Origin of the sequence: Sphingopyxis macrogoltabida (assembly GCF_001307295.1) — a bacterium.
GTDB lineage: Bacteria > Pseudomonadota > Alphaproteobacteria > Sphingomonadales > Sphingomonadaceae > Sphingopyxis > Sphingopyxis macrogoltabida_B.
In genome coordinates, this window is the sequence record NZ_CP012700.1 from 594,502 (window position 1) to 613,075 (window position 18,574).

The window sequence follows — 18,574 nt, forward strand, 5'->3', positions numbered from 1 at the left end:
GGGAGCTATCCGCCGTCGATCAGCGATATTCCCTTCGGTCCCGCTCGACGGCACCTGCATGGCAAGCGGGGCATCGACCGGGCCGTTGTCCTGGCGACCGGAGTCCTGGTATGGGGCGATCAAGCCGCGCGTTGCGGTGATGCGCCGTTTTGAGGTTGCGCGTCGCCGCACCCGCTGTCTGATTTGAGCGGGCCGGCAACGGACGCCGGCTTGCCGGTAATTTGCCAAATGACATGCGACGCGAGCCGAACGAGCCGGCTGGCGACACGGTTCTGTTCATCCCGCTTTCAATGAGGATATTGCTGCGGGGGAGGGCTCGCTCCCGGTGATCACAAAGAGCGCGCGCGGTACTCGGCGACGGCGTCGTGCCGTTCGCGTCGCGGCGCAAGAATGTGGATCGAAAGCCGATGGAATAGAGACCGCGCGGCGGACGTAAGCCCCGCATGACGAAGATTTTCCCCGCCGTTTCTTCTCTTGCCCCCGGATATCGTTCGGGCCCGTTGCGGCCGCTGCGCGTCGCGCTGTTCTCCGGCAACTATGATTGCGTGCGCGACGGTGCGAACCGCGCGCTCAATCGCCTCGTCGCTTATCTGCTCGATCGGGCGGGGGCCGAGGTGCGTGTCTGTTCGCCGGTCGCGCCGCAAAAAGCGTTTGCTTCGGTCGGCGATATCGTCCCCGTGCGCTCGGTAGGCATTCCGGGGCGCCCCGAATACCGGCTCGCATTGGGTTTCACCAAAGCGGCGCGTGAGGATATGGAGGCCTTCGCCCCCGATATCGTCCATCTGTCGGCGCCCGACATTCTCGGCCGCCAAGCGCAACACTATGCGCGCGCCGCCGGCATTCCCGTGGTTGCCAGCCTACACACGCGCTTCGAAACCTATCTCGACTATTATCGCCTCGGCCTGCTGCGCGGTCCTGTCGACCGCTATCTCGCGCGCTTCTATGGCGATGCCGATCATATTCTCGCGCCCACGTCGCCGATCCGCAATGAACTCGCCGCCCGGTTCGGACTGGACAGGGTGTCGATCTGGTCGCGCGGGATCGACCGGGCGTTGTTCGGACCAGCGCGGCGCTGCGAGTCCTTCCGGCGCCACCTCGGCTATGCGCCGGACGACATAGTCCCGCTCTTCTTTGGCCGGCTGGTCCTCGAAAAGGGGCTCGGCGTCTTTGCCGAGACGATCGCGGCGCTGCGCGAGCGCGGCCATATGGTCCGCCCGATCGTGATCGGTGAGGGACCCGCGCGCGACTGGCTCGCGCGGCGGCTTCCCAACGTGACCTTTCTTGGCTTCCTCGACGGTGCGGCGCTCGGCGAGGCCGTCGCCAGCGCCGACATATTGATCAATCCCAGCGTCACCGAGGCGTTCGGGAACGTCAATCTGGAAGCGATGGCGTCGGGGCTCGCGGTCGTCTCGGCCGATGTCGACAGCGCGTCGGCGCTTATCGAGCACGGCCGCACCGGTCTGCTCGTGCCGCCGCGCGATCCCCGCGCCTATGCCGCCGCCGCCGCGTCGCTGATAGGCCAGCCCGCGCGTCGGCACCTGCTCGGCAAAGCCGCGGCAGCCGCGGCCGATCACTATCGCTGGGATACGATCCTCGCCGACGTCGTCGGCGTCTATGAGCGGCTGGCCGGGCGCGACGCGGCCTTGCAATATCCGGCGCTGGCCCGACAATGCGCGGCATGAAGATCCGTTGGGGAAAATCCAGCGGCTTTGCCGACGATGTGGCGGCGATGCGCCGCTACGCCCGGTCGCTGACCCGTGATCGCGACGATGCCGACGACCTGGTGCAGGATGCCTTGGTTCGCGCGATCGAGCGACAGGCGACCTATCAAGAGGGACGCAACCGGCGGCGCTGGCTGCTGGCGATCGTCCACAATGTCTTTATTTCGGGAACCCGGCGCGAGGCGGCCGAGGCGCGGCGGAACGACCGCTTCGCAGAGACACAGGTTGCGCATTCGGACGCGTCGCAGGAACATCATGCGCGGCTCGGCGAGATTGCGCGGAGCTTTGCCGCGCTGCCCGAGCATCACCGCGCCGTGCTTCATCTGACGGCGATCGAGGGGCTGAGCTATCAGGAATGTGCGGACGTGCTGGGTGTACCGGTGGGGACGATCATGTCGCGAATAGCGCGGGCGCGCGCGGCGCTCAGGCAACAGGACGAGCAGCGAGCCGAACCGGCGCTGCGTATCGTGGGAGGACGGGATGGCAGCCGCACCGAGTGAGCAGGAAATCGACGCTTATGTCGACGGGCAGCTCGATACCGAGGGACGCTTTGCCGTCGAAGACTATCTGCGCCAGCACCCCGAACTCGCCGCGCGCGTGATGGGCGATCTGGGGACGCGGAGCGCGTTGCAACTGCTTGCGCGCGACCGCGAGCCCTTGCCTCGCGAACTGGTCGCGGGGTTTGAGGATCGTTCGCCCAACGCAGCCGGCGCCCGCTGGTGGCGTTGGACACCCGCCGCGGGCCTGTCGGCCTCGGGAATCGCCGCCGCCTTGCTGGTGATATTCCAGGGGCCGCCCGCTTACGTCGACGATGCGCTGACATCGCATATGGTCTCCGGAATGCGTGCCGACATGGCTTCGCAACTCGAAGCGCCGAAGTTCGACGCACGCGAGATCCGGCGCGCGACCAAAATTTCGGTACCTAAGGTACCGGCCGACTGGAAGGTCACCGACGTGCAACTATTCCCCACGGAACGCGGGCCGGCGCTGGTCATGGCGCTCAAGACCGGCGAGGGCGATCATCTGTCGCTCTTTGCAAAGCGCGGGCGAGAAAGCGCGCCCGAACAACCCGACGCGGTTCGCGAAGGCGAACATTCGGTCGCCTACTGGCGCCGTGGCGACATGTCCTATGCGTTGGTCGGTGACAGCGGGCCTGCCGCGATCGATGCGCGGGCCGAGACACTCGCGCGGGCGCGCTCCTGACCAATATGATTTTTGCGGAACCGACCGGAGTGGGTTCCTCGACACGAGGGGGGAAATATGACGAAGAAGCTTGTTTTGATGAGTGCGATGGCCGCGATGCTTGCGGTCGGTGGCTGCGCCAAGAAGGCGCCCAAGGATCTGCCGCCGCCGGCCTGCTGTGGACCGGAAGAGAGCGATCGCGTTACTCCCGGATCGCAACAGGATTTCGTCGCGAACGTGTCGTCGGATCGCATCTTCTTCGGCTTCGACCAGTTCAACGTCGACGCCGAGGATATGGCTATTCTTCAAAGTCAGGCCGCTTGGCTGGCGCGCAATCCCGGTGTCCGCGTGACGCTGGAGGGGCATGCCGACGAGCGTGGAACGCGCGATTATAACATCGCGCTCGGCGAGCGGCGCGCGAACTCGGCGAAAAACTATCTCGCGACGCTCGGGGTCGATCCCGGCCGTGTCGATGTCATCAGCTATGGAAAGGAGCGCCCGGCCGCCGCGGGTTCGGACGAGGCCGCCTATGCGAAGAACCGCCGGGCGGTAACCGTGGTGATCGAACGTCCGTAAGGCGCGTGCCGGCGGGCGCTTCGCCGTGCCTGCCGGCATTTGATCGATCGCCGTTGACAGGGCAGAGCGGCCGCTGCCCGCATGGGGCGAGCCAGGAGGATTTGGTTGTTCCAGACTATGCTCGGTCATCTCGACATCATGCATATCACCGCCGGCCTGTTCGTCGGCGTCATGGTCGGGCTGACCGGCGTCGGCGGCGGGTCGTTGATGACGCCGCTGCTGGTCCTCATGTTCGGCGTCAACGCCAAGACGGCGGTCGGGACCGACCTGCTGTTCGCTGCGGTGACCAAGACCGTAGGAAGCACGGTTCACGGCTGGCGCGATACCGTCGACTGGCGCATTTTCCGCCGCTTGGCGGCCGGGTCGATCCCGTCTGCGCTCTTGTCGGTCGTCGCGTTGCAGGGCTTGGGAGAAATCGGCGCGAAGGCCGAACATGTGATCATCATCTTTCTCGGCTGCATGCTGATTTTGACCGCCTTTGCGGCGCTCTTCCAGAAACGTCTGGTGCGGCTCGCGCGGCGGGGCGGCAGCCGCCACGACCCGCGCACTCTCCTTCCGACCGTAATGCTCGGCGCCTTCATCGGGGTTGCCGTTTCGATTTCTTCGGTCGGGGCGGGGGCGATCGGGGTCACCGCCTTGCTGATGCTCTATCCGCACCTGCCGGTGTCGCGGATTGTCGGTACCGACATCGTGCACGCCGTCCCGCTGGCGCTGGTCGCGGGATCGGGACACTGGCTTTACGGCGATGTCGATCCGGTGCTCCTCATCAGTCTGCTGATCGGCTCGATCCCGGGAGTGATCTTCGGCAGCCTGTTGTCCAGCCGGGCGCCCGACCATCTGTTGCGCCCCGCGCTCGCCGCCGTGCTGCTCTTTTCGGGTCTGAAACTGCTGACCAGTTGATGCGGAGGGCCGAAATGCCAAGCCGCCAATATCGGACTTTGCAGAGAATGCCTTCGAAAGCGGCCCGTCCACTGTTTGGAAAAAATGGCTCCCCGGGTAGGATTCGAACCTACGACCGATCGATTAACAGTCGATTGCTCTACCGCTGAGCTACCGAGGAACACGCCGCCGAAGCGAAGGCGGCCCCTTTGCCGTCGCTTGGCGGAATTTGCAAGGCCTCAAACGATAAATTGTTCCATCGCGATGCGTTCGTCGAGGCCCTGATCGGGATCGAACAGCAACGTCAGCGGCCGGCTGCGGTCGGTGGTGACGAGAACGGTCTTTACGTCGCGGATTTCGCGCTGGTCGGCGACGGCGCTGACCGGGCGTTTTGCGCCCTCGCGGACGTTGAAGCGGATGCTCGTCGATTCGGGGACGAGGGCGCCGCGCCAGCGTCGCGGCCGGAAGGGGCTGATCGGGGTCAGCGCGAGCATCGCCGAATCGAGCGGCAGGATCGGCCCGTTGGCGCTGAGATTATAGGCGGTCGATCCGGCGGGGGTCGACACCAGCACGCCGTCGCAGGCGAGCTCCTCGAGCATCATCTTCTCGTTGATCAATACCTCTAGCTTTGCGGCCTGACGCGTTTCGCGGAGCAGCGAGATTTCGTTGATCGCGGGCAGGATGTGGCGTTCGCCGCTGATCGTCGTGATGTCGCCCGATAGCGGATGGATGAGGAACGGGCGCGCCGCCGCGATCCGGTCGAGCAATCCCTCGACGCGGAATTCGTTCATCAGAAAGCCGATGGTGCCGCGGTTCATCCCGAACACCGGCAGGCTGCGGCGCTGGTCAAGCAATTGGTGGAGCATATGAAGCAGGAAGCCGTCGCCGCCGAGCGCGATCAGCATGTCGGCCTCGTGCAAGTCGACGAAGTCGTAGAGAGGCCGCAGCTCGGCCTCGGCCTCTTCGGCGGCGGGCGCGTTCGATGCGACGAGCGCGATCTTGCGTTGCATGTTGGTCCCCTCGCGGGCGGATTTCACCCGCCCGTTGCACTCATATGACGCGCGACCGCCGGTTTGGACTCCCGTTCGATGTGGAAGTCATGCGCGCGGGGTTTGCCAGCCAATGCGCGGTCGATCAAGCCGTCAACCGTCCCGATGCCGCCGTCGCGCAGCGCGGCGCGCAGGTCGATATGGTCGTCCTGCCCGAGGCACATATAGATGCGCCCCTCGACGGTCAGGCGGATGCGGTTGCACGTCGCGCAGAAATTGTCGCTGAGAGGGGTGATGAGGCCGAGCGTCACCGGACTGCCTTCGACCGCGAAATAGCGCGCGGGGCCGCCGGTACGCTTGTCGACGGGATAGATGGCGTAGTCGGCGCGCAGCGGCGCGACGAATTGGTGGAGCGGGATATAATGATCGCTGCGGTCCTCGCCGATCTCGCCGAGCGGCATCGTCTCGATGAGCGTCAGGTCGCAGCCCATCGCGGCGCAATGGTCGAGCATCGGCAGCAACTGGTCCTCGTTGAGCCCGGCGAGCGCGACCATGTTGATCTTGACGTCGAGCCCGGCGGCCCGCGCCGCGGCAATCCCTTGCAGCGCCACCGCGACGTCGCCGACGCGGGTGATATGCCGGAAGGTATCCGGATCGAGCGTGTCGAGGCTGACGTTGATCCGCCGTACCCCGGCCTCCGCAAGCATCGGCGCATATTCGGCAAGCCGCATACCGTTTGTGGTCAGGGTCAGCTCGTCAAGGCCATGGCCGATCATTGCGCCGAGACGCATCGCGAGCGTGTCGATGCCGCGCCGGACGAGCGGCTCGCCACCGGTCAGGCGGATACGGCGGATGCCCCGTGCGACGAAGCGTTCGGCGAGTTCGGCCATTTCCTCGATACTGAGCACTGCCGAGCGGGGCAGGAAACTCATATGTTCTGCCATGCAATAGCGGCAGCGCAGGTCGCAACGATCGGTCACCGACAGGCGCAGATAGTTGATCCGGCGGCCATGGCCGTCGGTCAGCGTGGCAGCGTTGGAGTCCGAAACTGAGCTCATCGGGTGATTGTGATGCAAAAGGGAAGCGTTTGGCAAGCAATGCCTGCTATGGGGGCGCCAATGAATCGCCTACCCGACACATTTGCGGCCGCCGTCGGCCATCTCGAAACGCTCCATGGCCGGCATGATGCCGACGTCGGCGTAATATTGGTGCAAGTCGATCAACTGGCGCGGATCAATAACAGCGCGGGGACTGCGGCGGGCGATGCGGTGCTCGACGAGGTCGGGCGGCGGCTGGAGAATTTTACCGGCGACGAGTTCGGGCAGGGCGCGCATGTCGACCGGCTCGACGGGCCGCGTTTCCTGATCGTACCTGCGGCGGCGCTGTCGCTGGAGGCCTTGCGCGCGCAGGAGCGTGCCTTGCACGTCGCGCTTGCCGAACCGATGGTCGGCGATCCCAATGGCCGGCTGGCGATCCGTATCGCGGCGGCGCTGATCACGCGCGACGAGCCGGTCGTCGAGCAGCTCCGTAGCGCGAGCGATCAGCTCGCGCGCCCGGCGTCGGCGCGCGACGGCGCGATGGTGCACGCCGCGCTGTCGCAGGGCGAGGTCGTCATCTTCTATCAGCCGCAATATGATGTCGCGAGCGGTGCGATGACCGGGGTCGAGGCGCTGCTGCGCTGGCAGCATCCCGAACTGGGGCTGCTCGGCGCGGGAGCGCTCGTCACCGCGGCGCGGGCGGCGCGGATGGAATGCGAGCTGACCGAACATGCGCACCGCGTCGCGCTCGCCGAAATGGCGAAATGGCCGAAGGCGCTCGGCAAGCTGCGCGTGTCGCTCAACATCACCGCTGCCGATCTTGGCGATCCCGAATTTGCCGATCGCTTTGCGGCGATGGCGAAACAGGCGGGGGTCGACCCCGACCGGCTGACGCTCGAACTGACAGAGCAGGCGATGCTCAGCGATCCGGCGAGCGCCGCGGCGCAGCTCGCGCAGATCCGCGCGCTCGGCTGCGCGATCGCGATCGACGATTTCGGCACCGGCTATTCGAGCCTGTCGCTGCTGGCGCGGCTGCCGATCGATTACCTCAAGATCGACAGCGGCTTCACCCGCACGATCGACGGCAGCGACCGCGACCGCATCGTCGTACGCGCGATCGTCGACCTCGCGCGCGCTCTGGGGCTGCTGGTGGTCGCCGAGGGGATTGAGAACGAACGGCAACTGGCGCGGCTGGCCGAGATCGGGGTGGCGACCTGGCAGGGGTTTCTGAAATCGGGGCCGGTGCCGGGGGATCAGTTGTTGGCGCTGATGGAATAGGCCCTCGTCATTGCGAGGAGCGTAGCGACGAAGCAATCTCCAGTCACTGAGCTCACGCTAGGTCGAACGCAGGAGATTGCTTCGCTGCGCTCGCAATGACGATGTTGGTTAGCCCACCTGCTTCGCGAGTTTCCCCAACCCCTTCGACAATTGCAGCGCGCCGTTCAGCCGCGCCCCGGTGCTGACCCAGTCGCCGCTGATCGACAGCTTGTTGTCGGGGCGGATGCGGGCACGGCCCTTCAAGCGTTCGACATAGGCGATGAGGCCCGGGACGTTGGCGAACTGGTCACCGTGGAAGCTGACGAGCGCGCCCTTGGTGCCGACGTCGAGTTTCGCGATCCCCGCGAGCTTCGCATTGGCCTTGATCTCCATCAGCTGGATCAGGTTTGCGGTCTCGGGCGGCAAGGGACCGAAACGGTCGATCATCTCCGCCGCGAAAGCATCGAGCGACGGGCGGTCGCCGGCCTCGTTGAGGCGGCGGTAGAGCGCCATGCGCAGTGGCAGGTCGGGGACATAATCCTCGGGGATCAGGATCGGCGCGTCGACCGTGATCACCGGCGACAAGGCTTCGCGCGGCGGCGCGGCGCCCATGCCCTCGGCCTTGGCCACCAAAATGGCCTCTTCGAGCATCGCCTGATAGAGTTCGAAGCCGACCTCGCGGATATGCCCCGATTGCTCGTCGCCGACGAGATTGCCGGCGCCGCGAATGTCGAGGTCGTGGCTGGCGAGCTGGAAGCCCGCGCCCAATGTGTCAAGGTCGCCGAGCAGCTTGAGCCTTTTTTCGGCGGTGTCGGTGATCGCACCGCCTTCGGGCGTTGTCAGATAGGCATAGGCGCGCGTCTTCGAGCGCCCGACGCGGCCGCGGAGCTGGTAGAGCTGGGCAAGGCCGAAGCGGTCGGCGCGGTGGACGACCAGTGTGTTGGCGCTCGGGATATCGAGACCGGACTCGACGATGGTGGTCGAGACGAGCACGTCATATTTGCGGTCGTAGAAGGCGCTCATCCGCTCCTCGACCTCGCCCGGCGCCATCTGGCCGTGCGCGACGACATATTTGATCTCGGGCACCCGGCTGCGCAGGAACTCCTCGATATCGGGGAGGTCCTTGATCCGCGGCGTGACGAAAAAGCTCTGCCCGCCGCGGTCATGCTCGCGCAGCAGCGCCTCGCGGATGACGACGGGATCCCAAGGGGCGACATAGGTACGCACCGCGAGCCGGTCGACCGGCGGCGTCTGGATGACGCTGAGTTCGCGCAGGCCCGACATCGCCATCTGCAAGGTGCGCGGGATCGGCGTCGCGGTGAGGGTGAGGACGTGGACGTCGGCCTTAAGCTGTTTCAGCCGCTCCTTGTGGACGACGCCAAACCGCTGTTCCTCGTCGACGATGACGAGGCCGAGGTTTTTGAACTCGACCGCCTTGGCGATCACGGCATGGGTGCCGACGACGATGTCGATCTGGCCGCTGGCGAGGCCGTCGCGGGTCTTCGCGGCCTCGGCGGCGGGGACGAGGCGCGACAGGCGGCCGATATTGACCGGGAAGCCTTTGAAGCGCTCGACGAAATTCGTGTAATGCTGGCGCGCGAGCAAGGTCGTGGGAACGACGACCGCAACCTGCACGCCGGCCATCGCCGCAACGAAGGCGGCGCGCAGCGCGACCTCGGTCTTGCCGAAACCGACATCGCCGCAGACGAGCCGGTCCATCGGGCGGCCCGAGGCGAGGTCTTCGAGGACGTCGCCAATCGCCCGGTCCTGATCGTCGGTTTCCTGATAGGGGAAGCGGTCGGCAAAAGCCGGATAGGCGGCATCCTGCGCCAGCACTTCGCCGGCACGCAGCGCGCGCTGCGCCGCCGTCGCCAGCAGTTCGCCCGCGATCTCACGGATGCGTTCCTTCATCCGCGCCTTGCGTCGCTGCCACGCTTCGCCGCCGAGCTTGTCGAGCCCGACCCCGTCGCTCTCCCCGCCGTAGCGCGAGAGGACATCGAGATTTTCGACGGGGACGTAGAGCTTGTCGCCGCCGGCGTAAGTGAGTGCGACGCAATCGTGCGGGCTGCTGCCGACCGGAATTTGCGTCAGCCCCTCATAGCGGCCGATGCCGTGATCGAGGTGGACGACGAGATCGCCGACGCTCAGCGTCGCAAGTTCGGCGAGGAAGGCGTCGGCGCTCTTGCGGCGCTTTTGCCGGCGGACGAGGCGCTCGCCGAGAATATCCTGTTCGGTGAGCAGGCTGATCGCGTCGCTTGCGAAACCATGGTCGAGCGGCAGGACGACCATCGCGGTCGCGCCGCCGCTTTCCGAAGAGGCGGTACCGAGGGCGTCCTGCCAACTCTCGGCGGGGGCGAGCGAGGTGACGCCATGGTCGCGAAGCAGCCCCGACAGGCGCTCGCGCGCGCCGCCCGAATAGCTGGCGATGATCGTCTTGCGCCCCTTGCGGCGCTCGTCGGACAGATGGTCGGCGACCTTGTCATAGACGTTGAGGTCGGCGGTGCGTTCGGGAGTGAAATCGCGCGCCGCGAAGGTTTCGAGGTCGACGACCGTTGCCGCCGGGGGGACATCGAACGGCGTGACGACATGGATTGGGCGCTGCGCCGCCGCCGCTGCCCACTCGGCCTCGGTAAGGTAGAGCGTCTCGGGCGCGAGCGGGCGATAGCTGCCGGGCGATTCGCGTTCGGCGGCAACACGGTTCGCATGATAGTCGGCAATCGCCGCAAAGCGCGTCTCGGCGGTCGCCTCGGTGCGGTGGCCACGCAGGACGGGGGTGGCGCCGTCGACATGGTCGAACAGCGTCGCCAGCCGTTCCTCGAACAGCGGCAGCCAATGATCCATGCCCGCCTGACGCCGCCCCTCGCTGACCGCCTGATAGAGCGGGTCGCCGGTCGCCTGCGCGCCGAACAGTTCGCGGTACGACGAGCGGAAGCGTTTGATCGTGTCCTGATCGAGCAGGGTCTCGGCGGCGGGCAGCAATTGCAGCGCCTTGGCGGGGCCAAGGCTGCGCTGATCGGCGGGGTCGAAGCGGCGGATGCTCTCGATCTCGTCGCCGAAGAAATCGACGCGCAGGCCCGTCTCCTCGCCCGCCGGGAAGAGGTCGAGGATGCCGCCGCGCACCGCGAACTCGCCCTGATCGGCGACGGTGTCGACGCGGCTGAACCCGTTGGCGACGAGCAGTTCAGCCAGTGCATCGCGGTCGATCCGCTGCCCCGGCGCGAGCGTCGTCGCGAGCTGGCGGATGCGGAAGGGGGTGAGGGTGCGTTGGGTAATCGCGGCGACGGTGGTCAGGATCAACTCGCCGCGCTTCGGCGGGGCCTGCAACGCCGAAAGCGTCGCTAGCCGATCGGCACTTGCGCGCATCGACGGGCCGGCGCGGTCGTAGGGGAGGCAATCCCATGCGGGAAAGCGGTGGACGATCAGGTCGGGGGCGAAGAAGGGCGCCGCATCGGCGACCGCCTGCATCGCGGCATCGTCGGTCGCGACATAGACGAGACGCTTGTCGCTGGCGCGCGCGAGGTCGGCGAGCAGCAGCGGCAGGAAGCCGTCGGCGGCGCGCGCGAGCGTGAGCGGCGCCGAGGCCGACGCGATGGCGGCGAAGATGTCGGCGGCGGAGCGAGTCATGGCAGCGGGATATAGTCCAGCCGGCGCATCGCGGCGATCAGCGGCGGGTTGTCGAGGTGGGCGGGCGGATGGCCGGTGCCGAGCGCCCACGCCATGATGTCGACGTCGTCCTCCTCGACGACGATTTCATACCAGGCGATCTCCGCCTCGCCCCATTCGGGCGAATAGCGGTCGAAGAAGCCGCCGATCATATAATCGGCCTCGCGCGTGCCGCGGTGCCAGGCACGGAATTTGAGGCGTTTGAGGCGGTCGGTGTGCGGCACGGCGGGAATCCCGATAGCCCATGCTGCCGGGAGTGGCGCACGGGGCAAGCAAGCGATAGATGGGACGCAGTAGCCATGCGACCCGAGATACTCAATCCGCTCTTTGCCGCGTTGACCGACATCAAGGGTGTCGGGCCGCAGCTTGCCAAGCCGCTGACGCGGCTGGGGTTGGAACGTGTGGTCGATGTGCTGTTCCATTTGCCGACCGGGCTGATCTCGCGCTTTCCGGTCGATCGGCTCGACCAGGCGCAGGCGGGACAGACGATCATCGTCGAGCTCACCGCGCAGGATTACCGTCCTGGCCGGTCGCCGCGCGCCCCGTTCGGGGTCGAGGCGTTCGACGATGCGGGCGATCATGTTCGGCTCGTCTATTTCGGGCGGACGTCGGGGCTGGCGCGCAAGCTGTTCCCGCTTGGCGAAAAGCGCCGCGTGTCGGGACGGCTCGATCTTTATGGCGATATGCGTCAGATCGTGCATCCCGATCATGTGGCCGAGCCCGGCGACGAGGCGGGAATTGCCGAGCATGAGCCGGTCTATCCGCTGACCGAAGGGCTGACTAACGCGCGATTGTCGCAGCTTGGCGCGGTCGCGCTCGAACGGCGGCCCGAGCTCGCCGAATGGATCGACGCGCCGTTGCTCGCGGCGCGTGGCTGGCCGTCGTGGCATGAGGCGATGACGCGGGCGCATGCGAGCCCACGCGATGAAGCGGCGCGCGACCGGCTGGCCTATGACGAGATTTTCGCGAGCCAGGTCGCGCTGATGCTGATCCGCGAGGGATTGCGGGCGCGCAAGGGCCGGGCGATTGCCGGCGACGGACGGCTGACCGATGCGCTGCAACTGCCGTTTGGCCTGACCGGGGCGCAGGAACGCGTCGGGCGCGAGATTGCGGGCGACATGGCACAGGACCGGCCGATGCTGCGGATGCTGCAGGGCGACGTCGGCTCGGGCAAGACGCTCGTCGCGCTGCGCGCGATGCTGGCGGCGGTCGAGGCGGGGACGCAGGCGGCGTTGCTCGCCCCGACCGAAATTCTGGCGCGCCAGCATTATGCGACCTTGCAGCGCATGCTCGGCGGGATGCCGGTCAACCTCGCGATCCTGACCGGGCGCGACAAGGGCAAGGCGCGCGAATCGACCCTGATGGGGCTCGCCGACGGCAGCATCGACATCCTTGTCGGCACGCATGCCATCTTCCAACAGGCCGTGAATTACCGCGACCTGTCGCTCGTCGTCGTCGACGAACAGCACCGCTTCGGCGTCGCGCAGCGGCTGATGCTGACCGCCAAGGGACAGCGCCCGCCGCACCTGCTGGTGATGACTGCAACCCCGATCCCGCGCACGCTGCTGCTCGCGAACCATGGCGAGATGGATGTGTCGCGGCTCGACGAAATGCCGCCGGGGCGGACGCCGGTCGATACGCGCGTCATCTCGCTCGACCGGCTCGATGACGTCGTGGACGGCCTCGACCGTCACCTTGCAACCGGCGCGCAGGCCTATTGGGTGTGCCCCCTCGTCGCCGAAAGCGAGGGCAGCGAGCTGGCGGCGGCGGAGGACCGCGCCGCCCTGCTCCGCGAACGGCTGGGCGACGCCCGGGTAGGGCTGGTCCACGGCCGGATGAAGGGTCCGGAAAAAGACGAGGTCATGACGCGCTTTCAGGCGGGCGAGATCGGCGTCCTGGTCGCGACGACGGTGATCGAGGTCGGCGTCGACGTCCCCGCTGCGAGCCTGATGATCGTCGAACATGCCGAGAATTTCGGGCTTGCGCAGCTCCACCAGCTCCGCGGCCGGGTCGGGCGCGGTACGGCGAAGTCGGTATGCCTGTTGCTGCGCTCGCAGAATCTGTCGGAGACCGCGCGCGAACGGCTGGCGCTGATGCGCGATACGGGCGACGGCTTCGTGATCGCCGAGAAGGATCTGGAGCTGCGCGGCGGCGGCGAACTCCTCGGGCTCAAGCAGTCGGGCGATGCCGATTATCGCGTCGCGACGCCCGAGCAATTGGTGCGGCTGCTGCCGGTCGCGCACGACGATGCGCGGCTGTTCGTCGAACGCGACGGCGGTATCGAAGGCGCGCGCGGCGAGGCGGTGCGGCTCTGCCTCTATCTGTTCGAGCGCGATGCGGCAGTGCCGCTGCTGCGGAGTGGTTAGTTCAGGTCGGCTATGGCGCGCGTTTTCAGTTGACGTCGCCGCGTGCGCCCATGGCGCGGATCATCGGCAGATAATCCTCGACCGAAATCGACTTGTCGAACTGGACGCCGGTCTTGCCGCCGATCGACCAGATCACCTTCGCCGAGGTGCGGCCGATGATCGGCATGCGGAAGACGACGAGGTCGCCGATCTCCAGCCCGCGTTCGTACCGCATCAACATGCCGTCGGCGCTGATGTTCACGCAGGTACACATTTCCTGTCGGCCGTCGGGCAGAACGAACGGCAAGCGGCAATAGACGTCGCTACGCGGCGCAATCCGCTGATCGAGCCCCACATAATGGGCCTTTTTAAGGTCAATCTTGCGCATACCGAATACCTTGCTGGTCTGGTGTGGCAGAATCGGCCCGATTCATCAAGAATCGGTAAACGGCGACGCGCCGTTCAGCCGGTCACCAGCCCGTGCTTTTTCGATCCGAGGCTGAGCGGAACGGGCTTGGCGGCGGGCAGAATCCGGTGATGCGGATCGCGGATCACGACGCCGTCGACCTTCACCGCGCCCTCGTCGAGCTTGCGGCGCCCTTCCTTGTTCGACGCCGCGAAGCCGAGTTCGCGCAGCGCGGTCAGGATGTCGATGCCGTCGGCGGGGGCCGCAACTTGCGGCAGGTCGCCGCCGATCTGGCCCTTTTCAAAGGTTTGCGCGGCGGTCTCGGACGCGCTGCGCGCCGCATCCTCGCCGCGGCACATCGCCGTCGCGGCGTCGGCGAGGATCTTTTTCGCGGCGTTGATCTCGGCGCCTTCGAGCGCTTCCAGCCGCGCGATCTCGTCCATCGGCAGGTCGGTGAACAGCTTCAGGAACTTGCCGACGTCGCGGTCGTCGCAATTGCGCCAATATTGCCAATAGTCAAAATGGGACAGTTGTTCGGGGTTAAGCCAGACCGCGCCGGCGGCGGTCTTGCCCATTTTGGCACCTGCGGCGGTGGTGAGCAGCGGAGTCGTCAGGCCATAGAGGTCGGCTCCGTCCATGCGGCGGCCGAGTTCCATTCCGTTGACGATATTGCCCCACTGGTCGGAACCGCCCATTTGAAGGCGGACATCCATCGCCTTCGACAGGTGGCGGAAGTCATAGCCCTGCAGGATCATGTAATTGAATTCGAGGAAGGTCATCGGCTGTTCGCGGTCGAGGCGCAGCTTGACCGAATCGAACGTCATCATGCGGTTGATCGTGAAGTGGGTGCCGACTTCCTGCAGCAGTTCGATGTAACCGAGCTTGCCCAGCCATTCCTGATTATCGACCATCACCGCGTCGGTCGGCCCGTCGCCGAACGTCAGGAAGCGCTGGAAGATGCTGAAGATCGAGGCGATGTTGGCGGCGATCGTCTCGTCCGACAGCATCTTGCGGCTTTCGTCACGACCTGTGGGGTCGCCGATCCGCGTCGTCCCGCCGCCCATCAGCACGACCGGCTTGTGCCCCGTCTGTTGCAGGCGGCGCAGCATCATGATCTGGACGAGACTGCCGACGTGCAGCGACGGCGCGGTCGCGTCGAAGCCGATATAGCCGGGAACGACCTGTTTGGCGGCGAGGGCATCGAGCCCGTCCGCGTCGGTCATCTGGTGGATATAGCCTCGCTCGTCGAGCAGGCGCAGCAGGTCGGATTTGTAACTGGTCATGGCGGGCGGGCGCTTAGCATGGTGGTGCGGCAAACCCAACTGGTTCATATTCTCGTTATCGTCACCCCGGACTTGATCCGGGGTCCCGCTTCCTCAAGAAAGAGCGGGACCCCGGATCAAGTCCGGGGTGACGAGGTGAGGCGTCCTTCGACAAGCTCAGGACGAACGGAGGATAGAACGAGTGTCCGATCCTGAGAGGAGTCAGCGGCTGCCCCTCATCTGCCACCCCGATACGCCCGCACGGGCAGTGCGCTCGATTGCGGTCGAGGTCGACCTGTCGTTCGACGGCGGCTTTGCGCTGCGCTTTATCGTCGACGGCGAAATCGGAGCGATCGTGCTGCCGCAGGGCGAAGGCGAACTCGTCATTGCCGACAGCGGCACCGATGGGCTGTGGCAGGGCACCTGTTTCGAGGCTTTCCTGACCGAAGAAGGTCAGCCCGATTATACCGAATTCAATTATGCTCCCGACGGGCGCTGGGCCTGTTACCAGTTCGACGATTATCGCTCGCTGCTGTCTTCCGACGATCTGGCGCCATGGATGATGGAGGTCGAGCGCGCGCCCGGTCGCTATGCGCTGCGCGTCGAACCCGGCATCTTCCCCGACACCGGATCGAAGCTGGCGCTGTCGGCGGTGATCGAGGAAGTGGACGGGACGAAAAGCTATTGGGCGCTCGCGCACCCTCCCGGAAAGCCCGACTTCCATCATCCCGATTGCTTTGCGCTGACGCTTGAGGCACGCGGGCGGGCATGACGACCCTTTTCGGTATCGACCGCCTGCTCGCCGACCCTGCGCTTCGCGCGCCGCTTCAGGGAAAGCGCATTGCCTTGCTCGCGCATCCCGCTTCGGTGACCGCCGACCTGACCCACAGCCTCGATGCGCTGGTCGCGGCCGGGATCGATGTCACTGCGGTGTTCGGGCCGCAGCATGGCGTACGCGGTGACCTGCAGGATAATATGATGGAGTCGCCCGACTTCACCGATCCGACCTATGGCATGCCGGTGTTCAGCCTCTACGGCGAGGTGCGGCGTCCGTCGGGGCAGTCGATGCACACCTTCGACGTGATGCTCGTCGACCTGCAGGACCTGGGCTGCCGCATCTACACCTATGTGACGACCTTGCTCTACATCCTCGAGGCGGCCGCCGAGCATGGCAAGGCGGTGTGGGTGCTCGACCGGCCCAACCCCGCTGGCCGTCCGGTCGAGGGTACGCGGCTTCTGCCCGGATGGGAAAGCTTCGTCGGCGCTGGACCGATGGTGATGCGTCATGGCCTCACGATGGGCGAGATCGGGCACTGGTTCATTCGCCACTTCAATCTCGACGTCGATTATCGCGTCATCGGGATGGAAGGCTGGGACCCGAAAGGCCCGGGTTTCGGCTGGCCCACGGACCGCGTCTGGATCAACCCCAGCCCGAATGCCGCGAACGTCAATATGGCGCGCGCCTATGCCGGCACGGTAATGGTCGAAGGCGCGACGCTGAGCGAGGGCCGGGGCACGACGCGCCCGCTCGAACTGTTCGGTGCGCCCGATATCGACGCCAAGGCGGTGATCGCCGAAATGCAGCGCCTCGCGCCGCAATGGCTCGGCGGGTGCAAGCTGCGCGATATCTGGTTCCAGCCGACCTTTCACAAGCATGTCGGCCAGCTCAACAGCGGCGTCCATATCCATGCCGACGGACCTTGGTACGACGATGATGCGTTCCAGCCCTGGCGCGTGCAGGCGCTCGGCTTCAAGGCGGTCCGCAGCCTCTATCCCGACTATCCGATCTGGCGCGGCAAGGATTTCAAATATGAGTACACCGACGATGTGCTCGCGATCGACGTGATCAACGGCGGCCCGGGCCTGCGCGAGTGGGTCGATGATGCAGGTGCCGATGCGGGCGATCTCGATGCGCTGGCGATGCCCGACGAGGCGGCGTGGCGCGACGAGATTGCCGATCTGCTGATCTACTGAAGAAGGGAACGGTGATGCACCGACGGCAATTCCTCGGCACCGCGGCATTCGGCGGGCTGGCGGCGGCGTTACCCGTTCCGGTGGTTGCGGCCGACACGACGGGCCTTCCCAACCTTGCCGCCAAGGCGGTCCCGATCGGCCGCGACGAACGCATGGCGCGCATCGCCAAGGCGAAGGAGCTGATGCGCGCGAATGATATCGGTGCGCTGCTGATCGAGCGGGATCGAGCCTCATCTATTTCACCGGGGTCGAATGGTGGCGCAGCGAGCGACTGACCGCCGCGGTGCTGACGCGCGAGGGCGAGGTCGCGATCGTCACGCCTTTCTTCGAGGAACCGTCGGTGCGCGAAAGTCTCGGCGTTGATGCCGAGGTGCTGACATGGAATGAGGACGAGAACCCGCTCGCCGCGGTCGCGACATGGCTCGGCAAGCGCGGGCTGACCAAGGGCAGGATCGGGGTCGAGGAGACGGTGCGCTATTTCGCGGTCGACGGCCTCGAAAAGGCGATGCCCGAGGTAAAGGTTGTCAACGGCGCGCCGGTCGTGCGCGGCTGCCGGATGCACAAGTCGCCTGCGGAGATCGCGCTGATGCAGATCGCCGCCGACATCACCATGGCGGCCTATCGCCACACTGCGCCGCGGATCGAGGCGGGGATGACCCCGGCCGACATCGGCGCGATCATGCGCGCGGCGACGGTGGCGCTCGGCGGCAAGAGCGAATTCGAACTGATCCTGCTCGGCGAGGCAAGCGCCTATCCGCACGGGTCGGGCAAGCCGCAGGCGGTGAAGGATGGTGAGGTCGTGCTGATGGACTGCGGCGCGACCGTCCATGGCTATCAGTCGGACATTTCGCGCAGCTTCGTCCATGGCAAGGCCAGCGCCCGCCAGCGCGAGGTCTGGGACCAGATGCGCAAGGGGCAGGACGTCGCCTTTGCCGCGGCAAAGCTCGGCACGCCGGCGGGGCGTGTCGACGATGCGGTGCGCGGCTTCTATCAGAATCTGGGATGGGGCCCGGGCTACCGGCTTCCCGGTACCTCGCACCGCACCGGCCATGGCATCGGTCTCGACGGGCATGAGCCGGTAAACCTCGTCCACGGCGAAACGACGCCGCTGGCGCCGGGCATGTGCTTTTCGAACGAACCCGGCATCTATATCCCCGGCGAATTCGGCATCCGGCTGGAGGATTGTTTTTACATGACCGACAGCGGGCCGAAATGGTTCAGCGAGCCGCCGCCGTCGATCGACCAGCCTTTCAGTTAGATTTCCCTCCCTCAAAGGGAGAGGA

Annotated in this window: 15 protein-coding genes, 1 tRNA gene and 1 pseudogene; 10 read left to right on the forward strand and 7 right to left on the reverse strand. The window is 66.2% G+C overall.

Translation table 11 applies throughout. The features are described from left to right. Positions 1–443: 443 nt before the first annotated feature. The 5 genes from AN936_RS02910 (at position 444) to AN936_RS02930 (ending at position 4,379) form a co-directional block, all read left to right on the forward strand. Positions 444–1,682: a glycosyltransferase family 4 protein gene (locus AN936_RS02910; protein ID WP_054586822.1), complete on the forward strand. Its 1,239-nt coding sequence runs from the start codon at positions 444–446 to the stop codon at positions 1,680–1,682. Then, positions 1,679–2,221 (forward strand): sigma-70 family RNA polymerase sigma factor, encoded by a 543-nt coding sequence (locus AN936_RS02915; protein ID WP_054590071.1) that lies wholly within the window; start codon positions 1,679–1,681, stop codon positions 2,219–2,221. The genes AN936_RS02910 and AN936_RS02915 overlap by 4 nt, the downstream gene beginning before the upstream one ends. Further along, positions 2,202–2,924 (forward strand): anti-sigma factor family protein, encoded by a 723-nt coding sequence (locus AN936_RS02920; protein WP_054586823.1) that lies wholly within the window; start codon positions 2,202–2,204, stop codon positions 2,922–2,924. The genes AN936_RS02915 and AN936_RS02920 overlap by 20 nt, the downstream gene beginning before the upstream one ends. 57 nt (positions 2,925–2,981) lie before the next feature. Further along, positions 2,982–3,479, forward strand: coding sequence for a peptidoglycan-associated lipoprotein Pal (gene pal / locus AN936_RS02925; RefSeq protein ID WP_054586824.1), 498 nt, complete (start codon positions 2,982–2,984; stop codon positions 3,477–3,479). A 117-nt stretch (positions 3,480–3,596) separates the two neighbouring features. After that, entirely contained in the window at positions 3,597–4,379 is a 783-nt protein-coding gene (locus AN936_RS02930; RefSeq protein WP_054586825.1) for a sulfite exporter TauE/SafE family protein, read from the forward strand. 85 nt (positions 4,380–4,464) lie between these two features. Here AN936_RS02930 and AN936_RS02935 read toward each other — a convergent pair. The 3 genes from AN936_RS02935 to moaA all read right to left on the reverse strand — a co-directional run bounded on the left by AN936_RS02935 (position 4,465) and on the right by moaA (position 6,405). Further along, a tRNA-Asn gene (locus AN936_RS02935) sits at positions 4,465–4,539 on the reverse strand. A 58-nt stretch (positions 4,540–4,597) separates the two neighbouring features. Then, the gene (locus AN936_RS02940; RefSeq protein ID WP_054586826.1) at positions 4,598–5,368 is read right to left on the reverse strand and encodes an NAD kinase; all 771 of its coding nucleotides are present in this window, start codon (positions 5,366–5,368) and stop codon (positions 4,598–4,600) included. Positions 5,369–5,391: 23 nt separating this feature from the next. Next, positions 5,392–6,405 carry a GTP 3',8-cyclase MoaA gene (moaA, locus tag AN936_RS02945; protein ID WP_054586827.1) on the reverse strand — a complete coding sequence of 338 codons (1,014 nt, stop codon included), beginning with the start codon at positions 6,403–6,405 and terminating at the stop codon, positions 5,392–5,394. Between the two features lie 60 nt (positions 6,406–6,465). Between moaA and AN936_RS02950 the strand changes: the two genes are divergently transcribed. Continuing rightward, positions 6,466–7,662: a GGDEF domain-containing phosphodiesterase gene (locus tag AN936_RS02950; RefSeq protein WP_054586828.1), complete on the forward strand. Its 1,197-nt coding sequence runs from the start codon at positions 6,466–6,468 to the stop codon at positions 7,660–7,662. Positions 7,663–7,770: 108 nt separating this feature from the next. Here AN936_RS02950 and mfd read toward each other — a convergent pair whose 3' ends face one another. Further along, the gene (gene mfd, locus AN936_RS02955) at positions 7,771–11,265 is read right to left on the reverse strand and encodes a transcription-repair coupling factor (RefSeq protein ID WP_054586829.1); all 3,495 of its coding nucleotides are present in this window, start codon (positions 11,263–11,265) and stop codon (positions 7,771–7,773) included. After that, positions 11,262–11,528 carry a succinate dehydrogenase assembly factor 2 gene (locus tag AN936_RS02960; protein WP_054586830.1) on the reverse strand — a complete coding sequence of 89 codons (267 nt, stop codon included), beginning with the start codon at positions 11,526–11,528 and terminating at the stop codon, positions 11,262–11,264. Before AN936_RS02960 ends, mfd begins: the two co-directional genes overlap by 4 nt. Positions 11,529–11,603: 75 nt before the next feature. Between AN936_RS02960 and recG the strand changes: the two genes are divergently transcribed. Next, positions 11,604–13,670 (forward strand): ATP-dependent DNA helicase RecG, encoded by a 2,067-nt coding sequence (gene recG, locus AN936_RS02965; RefSeq protein ID WP_054586831.1) that lies wholly within the window; start codon positions 11,604–11,606, stop codon positions 13,668–13,670. Positions 13,671–13,695: 25 nt separating this feature from the next. Here the strand turns inward: recG and AN936_RS02970 are convergent, their stop codons facing one another. Both AN936_RS02970 and tyrS read right to left on the reverse strand, forming a co-directional pair. Next, positions 13,696–14,037, reverse strand: coding sequence for a PilZ domain-containing protein (locus AN936_RS02970; RefSeq protein WP_054586832.1), 342 nt, complete (start codon positions 14,035–14,037; stop codon positions 13,696–13,698). A 74-nt stretch (positions 14,038–14,111) separates the two neighbouring features. Continuing rightward, the gene (tyrS, locus tag AN936_RS02975) at positions 14,112–15,338 is read right to left on the reverse strand and encodes a tyrosine--tRNA ligase (protein ID WP_054590072.1); all 1,227 of its coding nucleotides are present in this window, start codon (positions 15,336–15,338) and stop codon (positions 14,112–14,114) included. A gap of 181 nt (positions 15,339–15,519) precedes the next feature. Between tyrS and AN936_RS02980 the strand changes: the two genes are divergently transcribed. The 3 genes and pseudogenes from AN936_RS02980 to AN936_RS02990 all read left to right on the forward strand — a co-directional run bounded on the left by AN936_RS02980 (position 15,520) and on the right by AN936_RS02990 (position 18,549). After that, complete coding sequence (locus AN936_RS02980; RefSeq protein WP_054586833.1) at positions 15,520–16,089, forward strand: DOMON-like domain-containing protein; 570 nt, start codon at positions 15,520–15,522, stop codon at positions 16,087–16,089. Beyond that, the gene (locus AN936_RS02985; protein WP_054586834.1) at positions 16,086–17,291 is read left to right on the forward strand and encodes an exo-beta-N-acetylmuramidase NamZ domain-containing protein; all 1,206 of its coding nucleotides are present in this window, start codon (positions 16,086–16,088) and stop codon (positions 17,289–17,291) included. Before AN936_RS02980 ends, AN936_RS02985 begins: the two co-directional genes overlap by 4 nt. Positions 17,292–17,305: 14 nt before the next feature. Then, a pseudogene (locus AN936_RS02990) lies at positions 17,306–18,549 on the forward strand (M24 family metallopeptidase). Positions 18,550–18,574 lie beyond the last annotated feature (25 nt).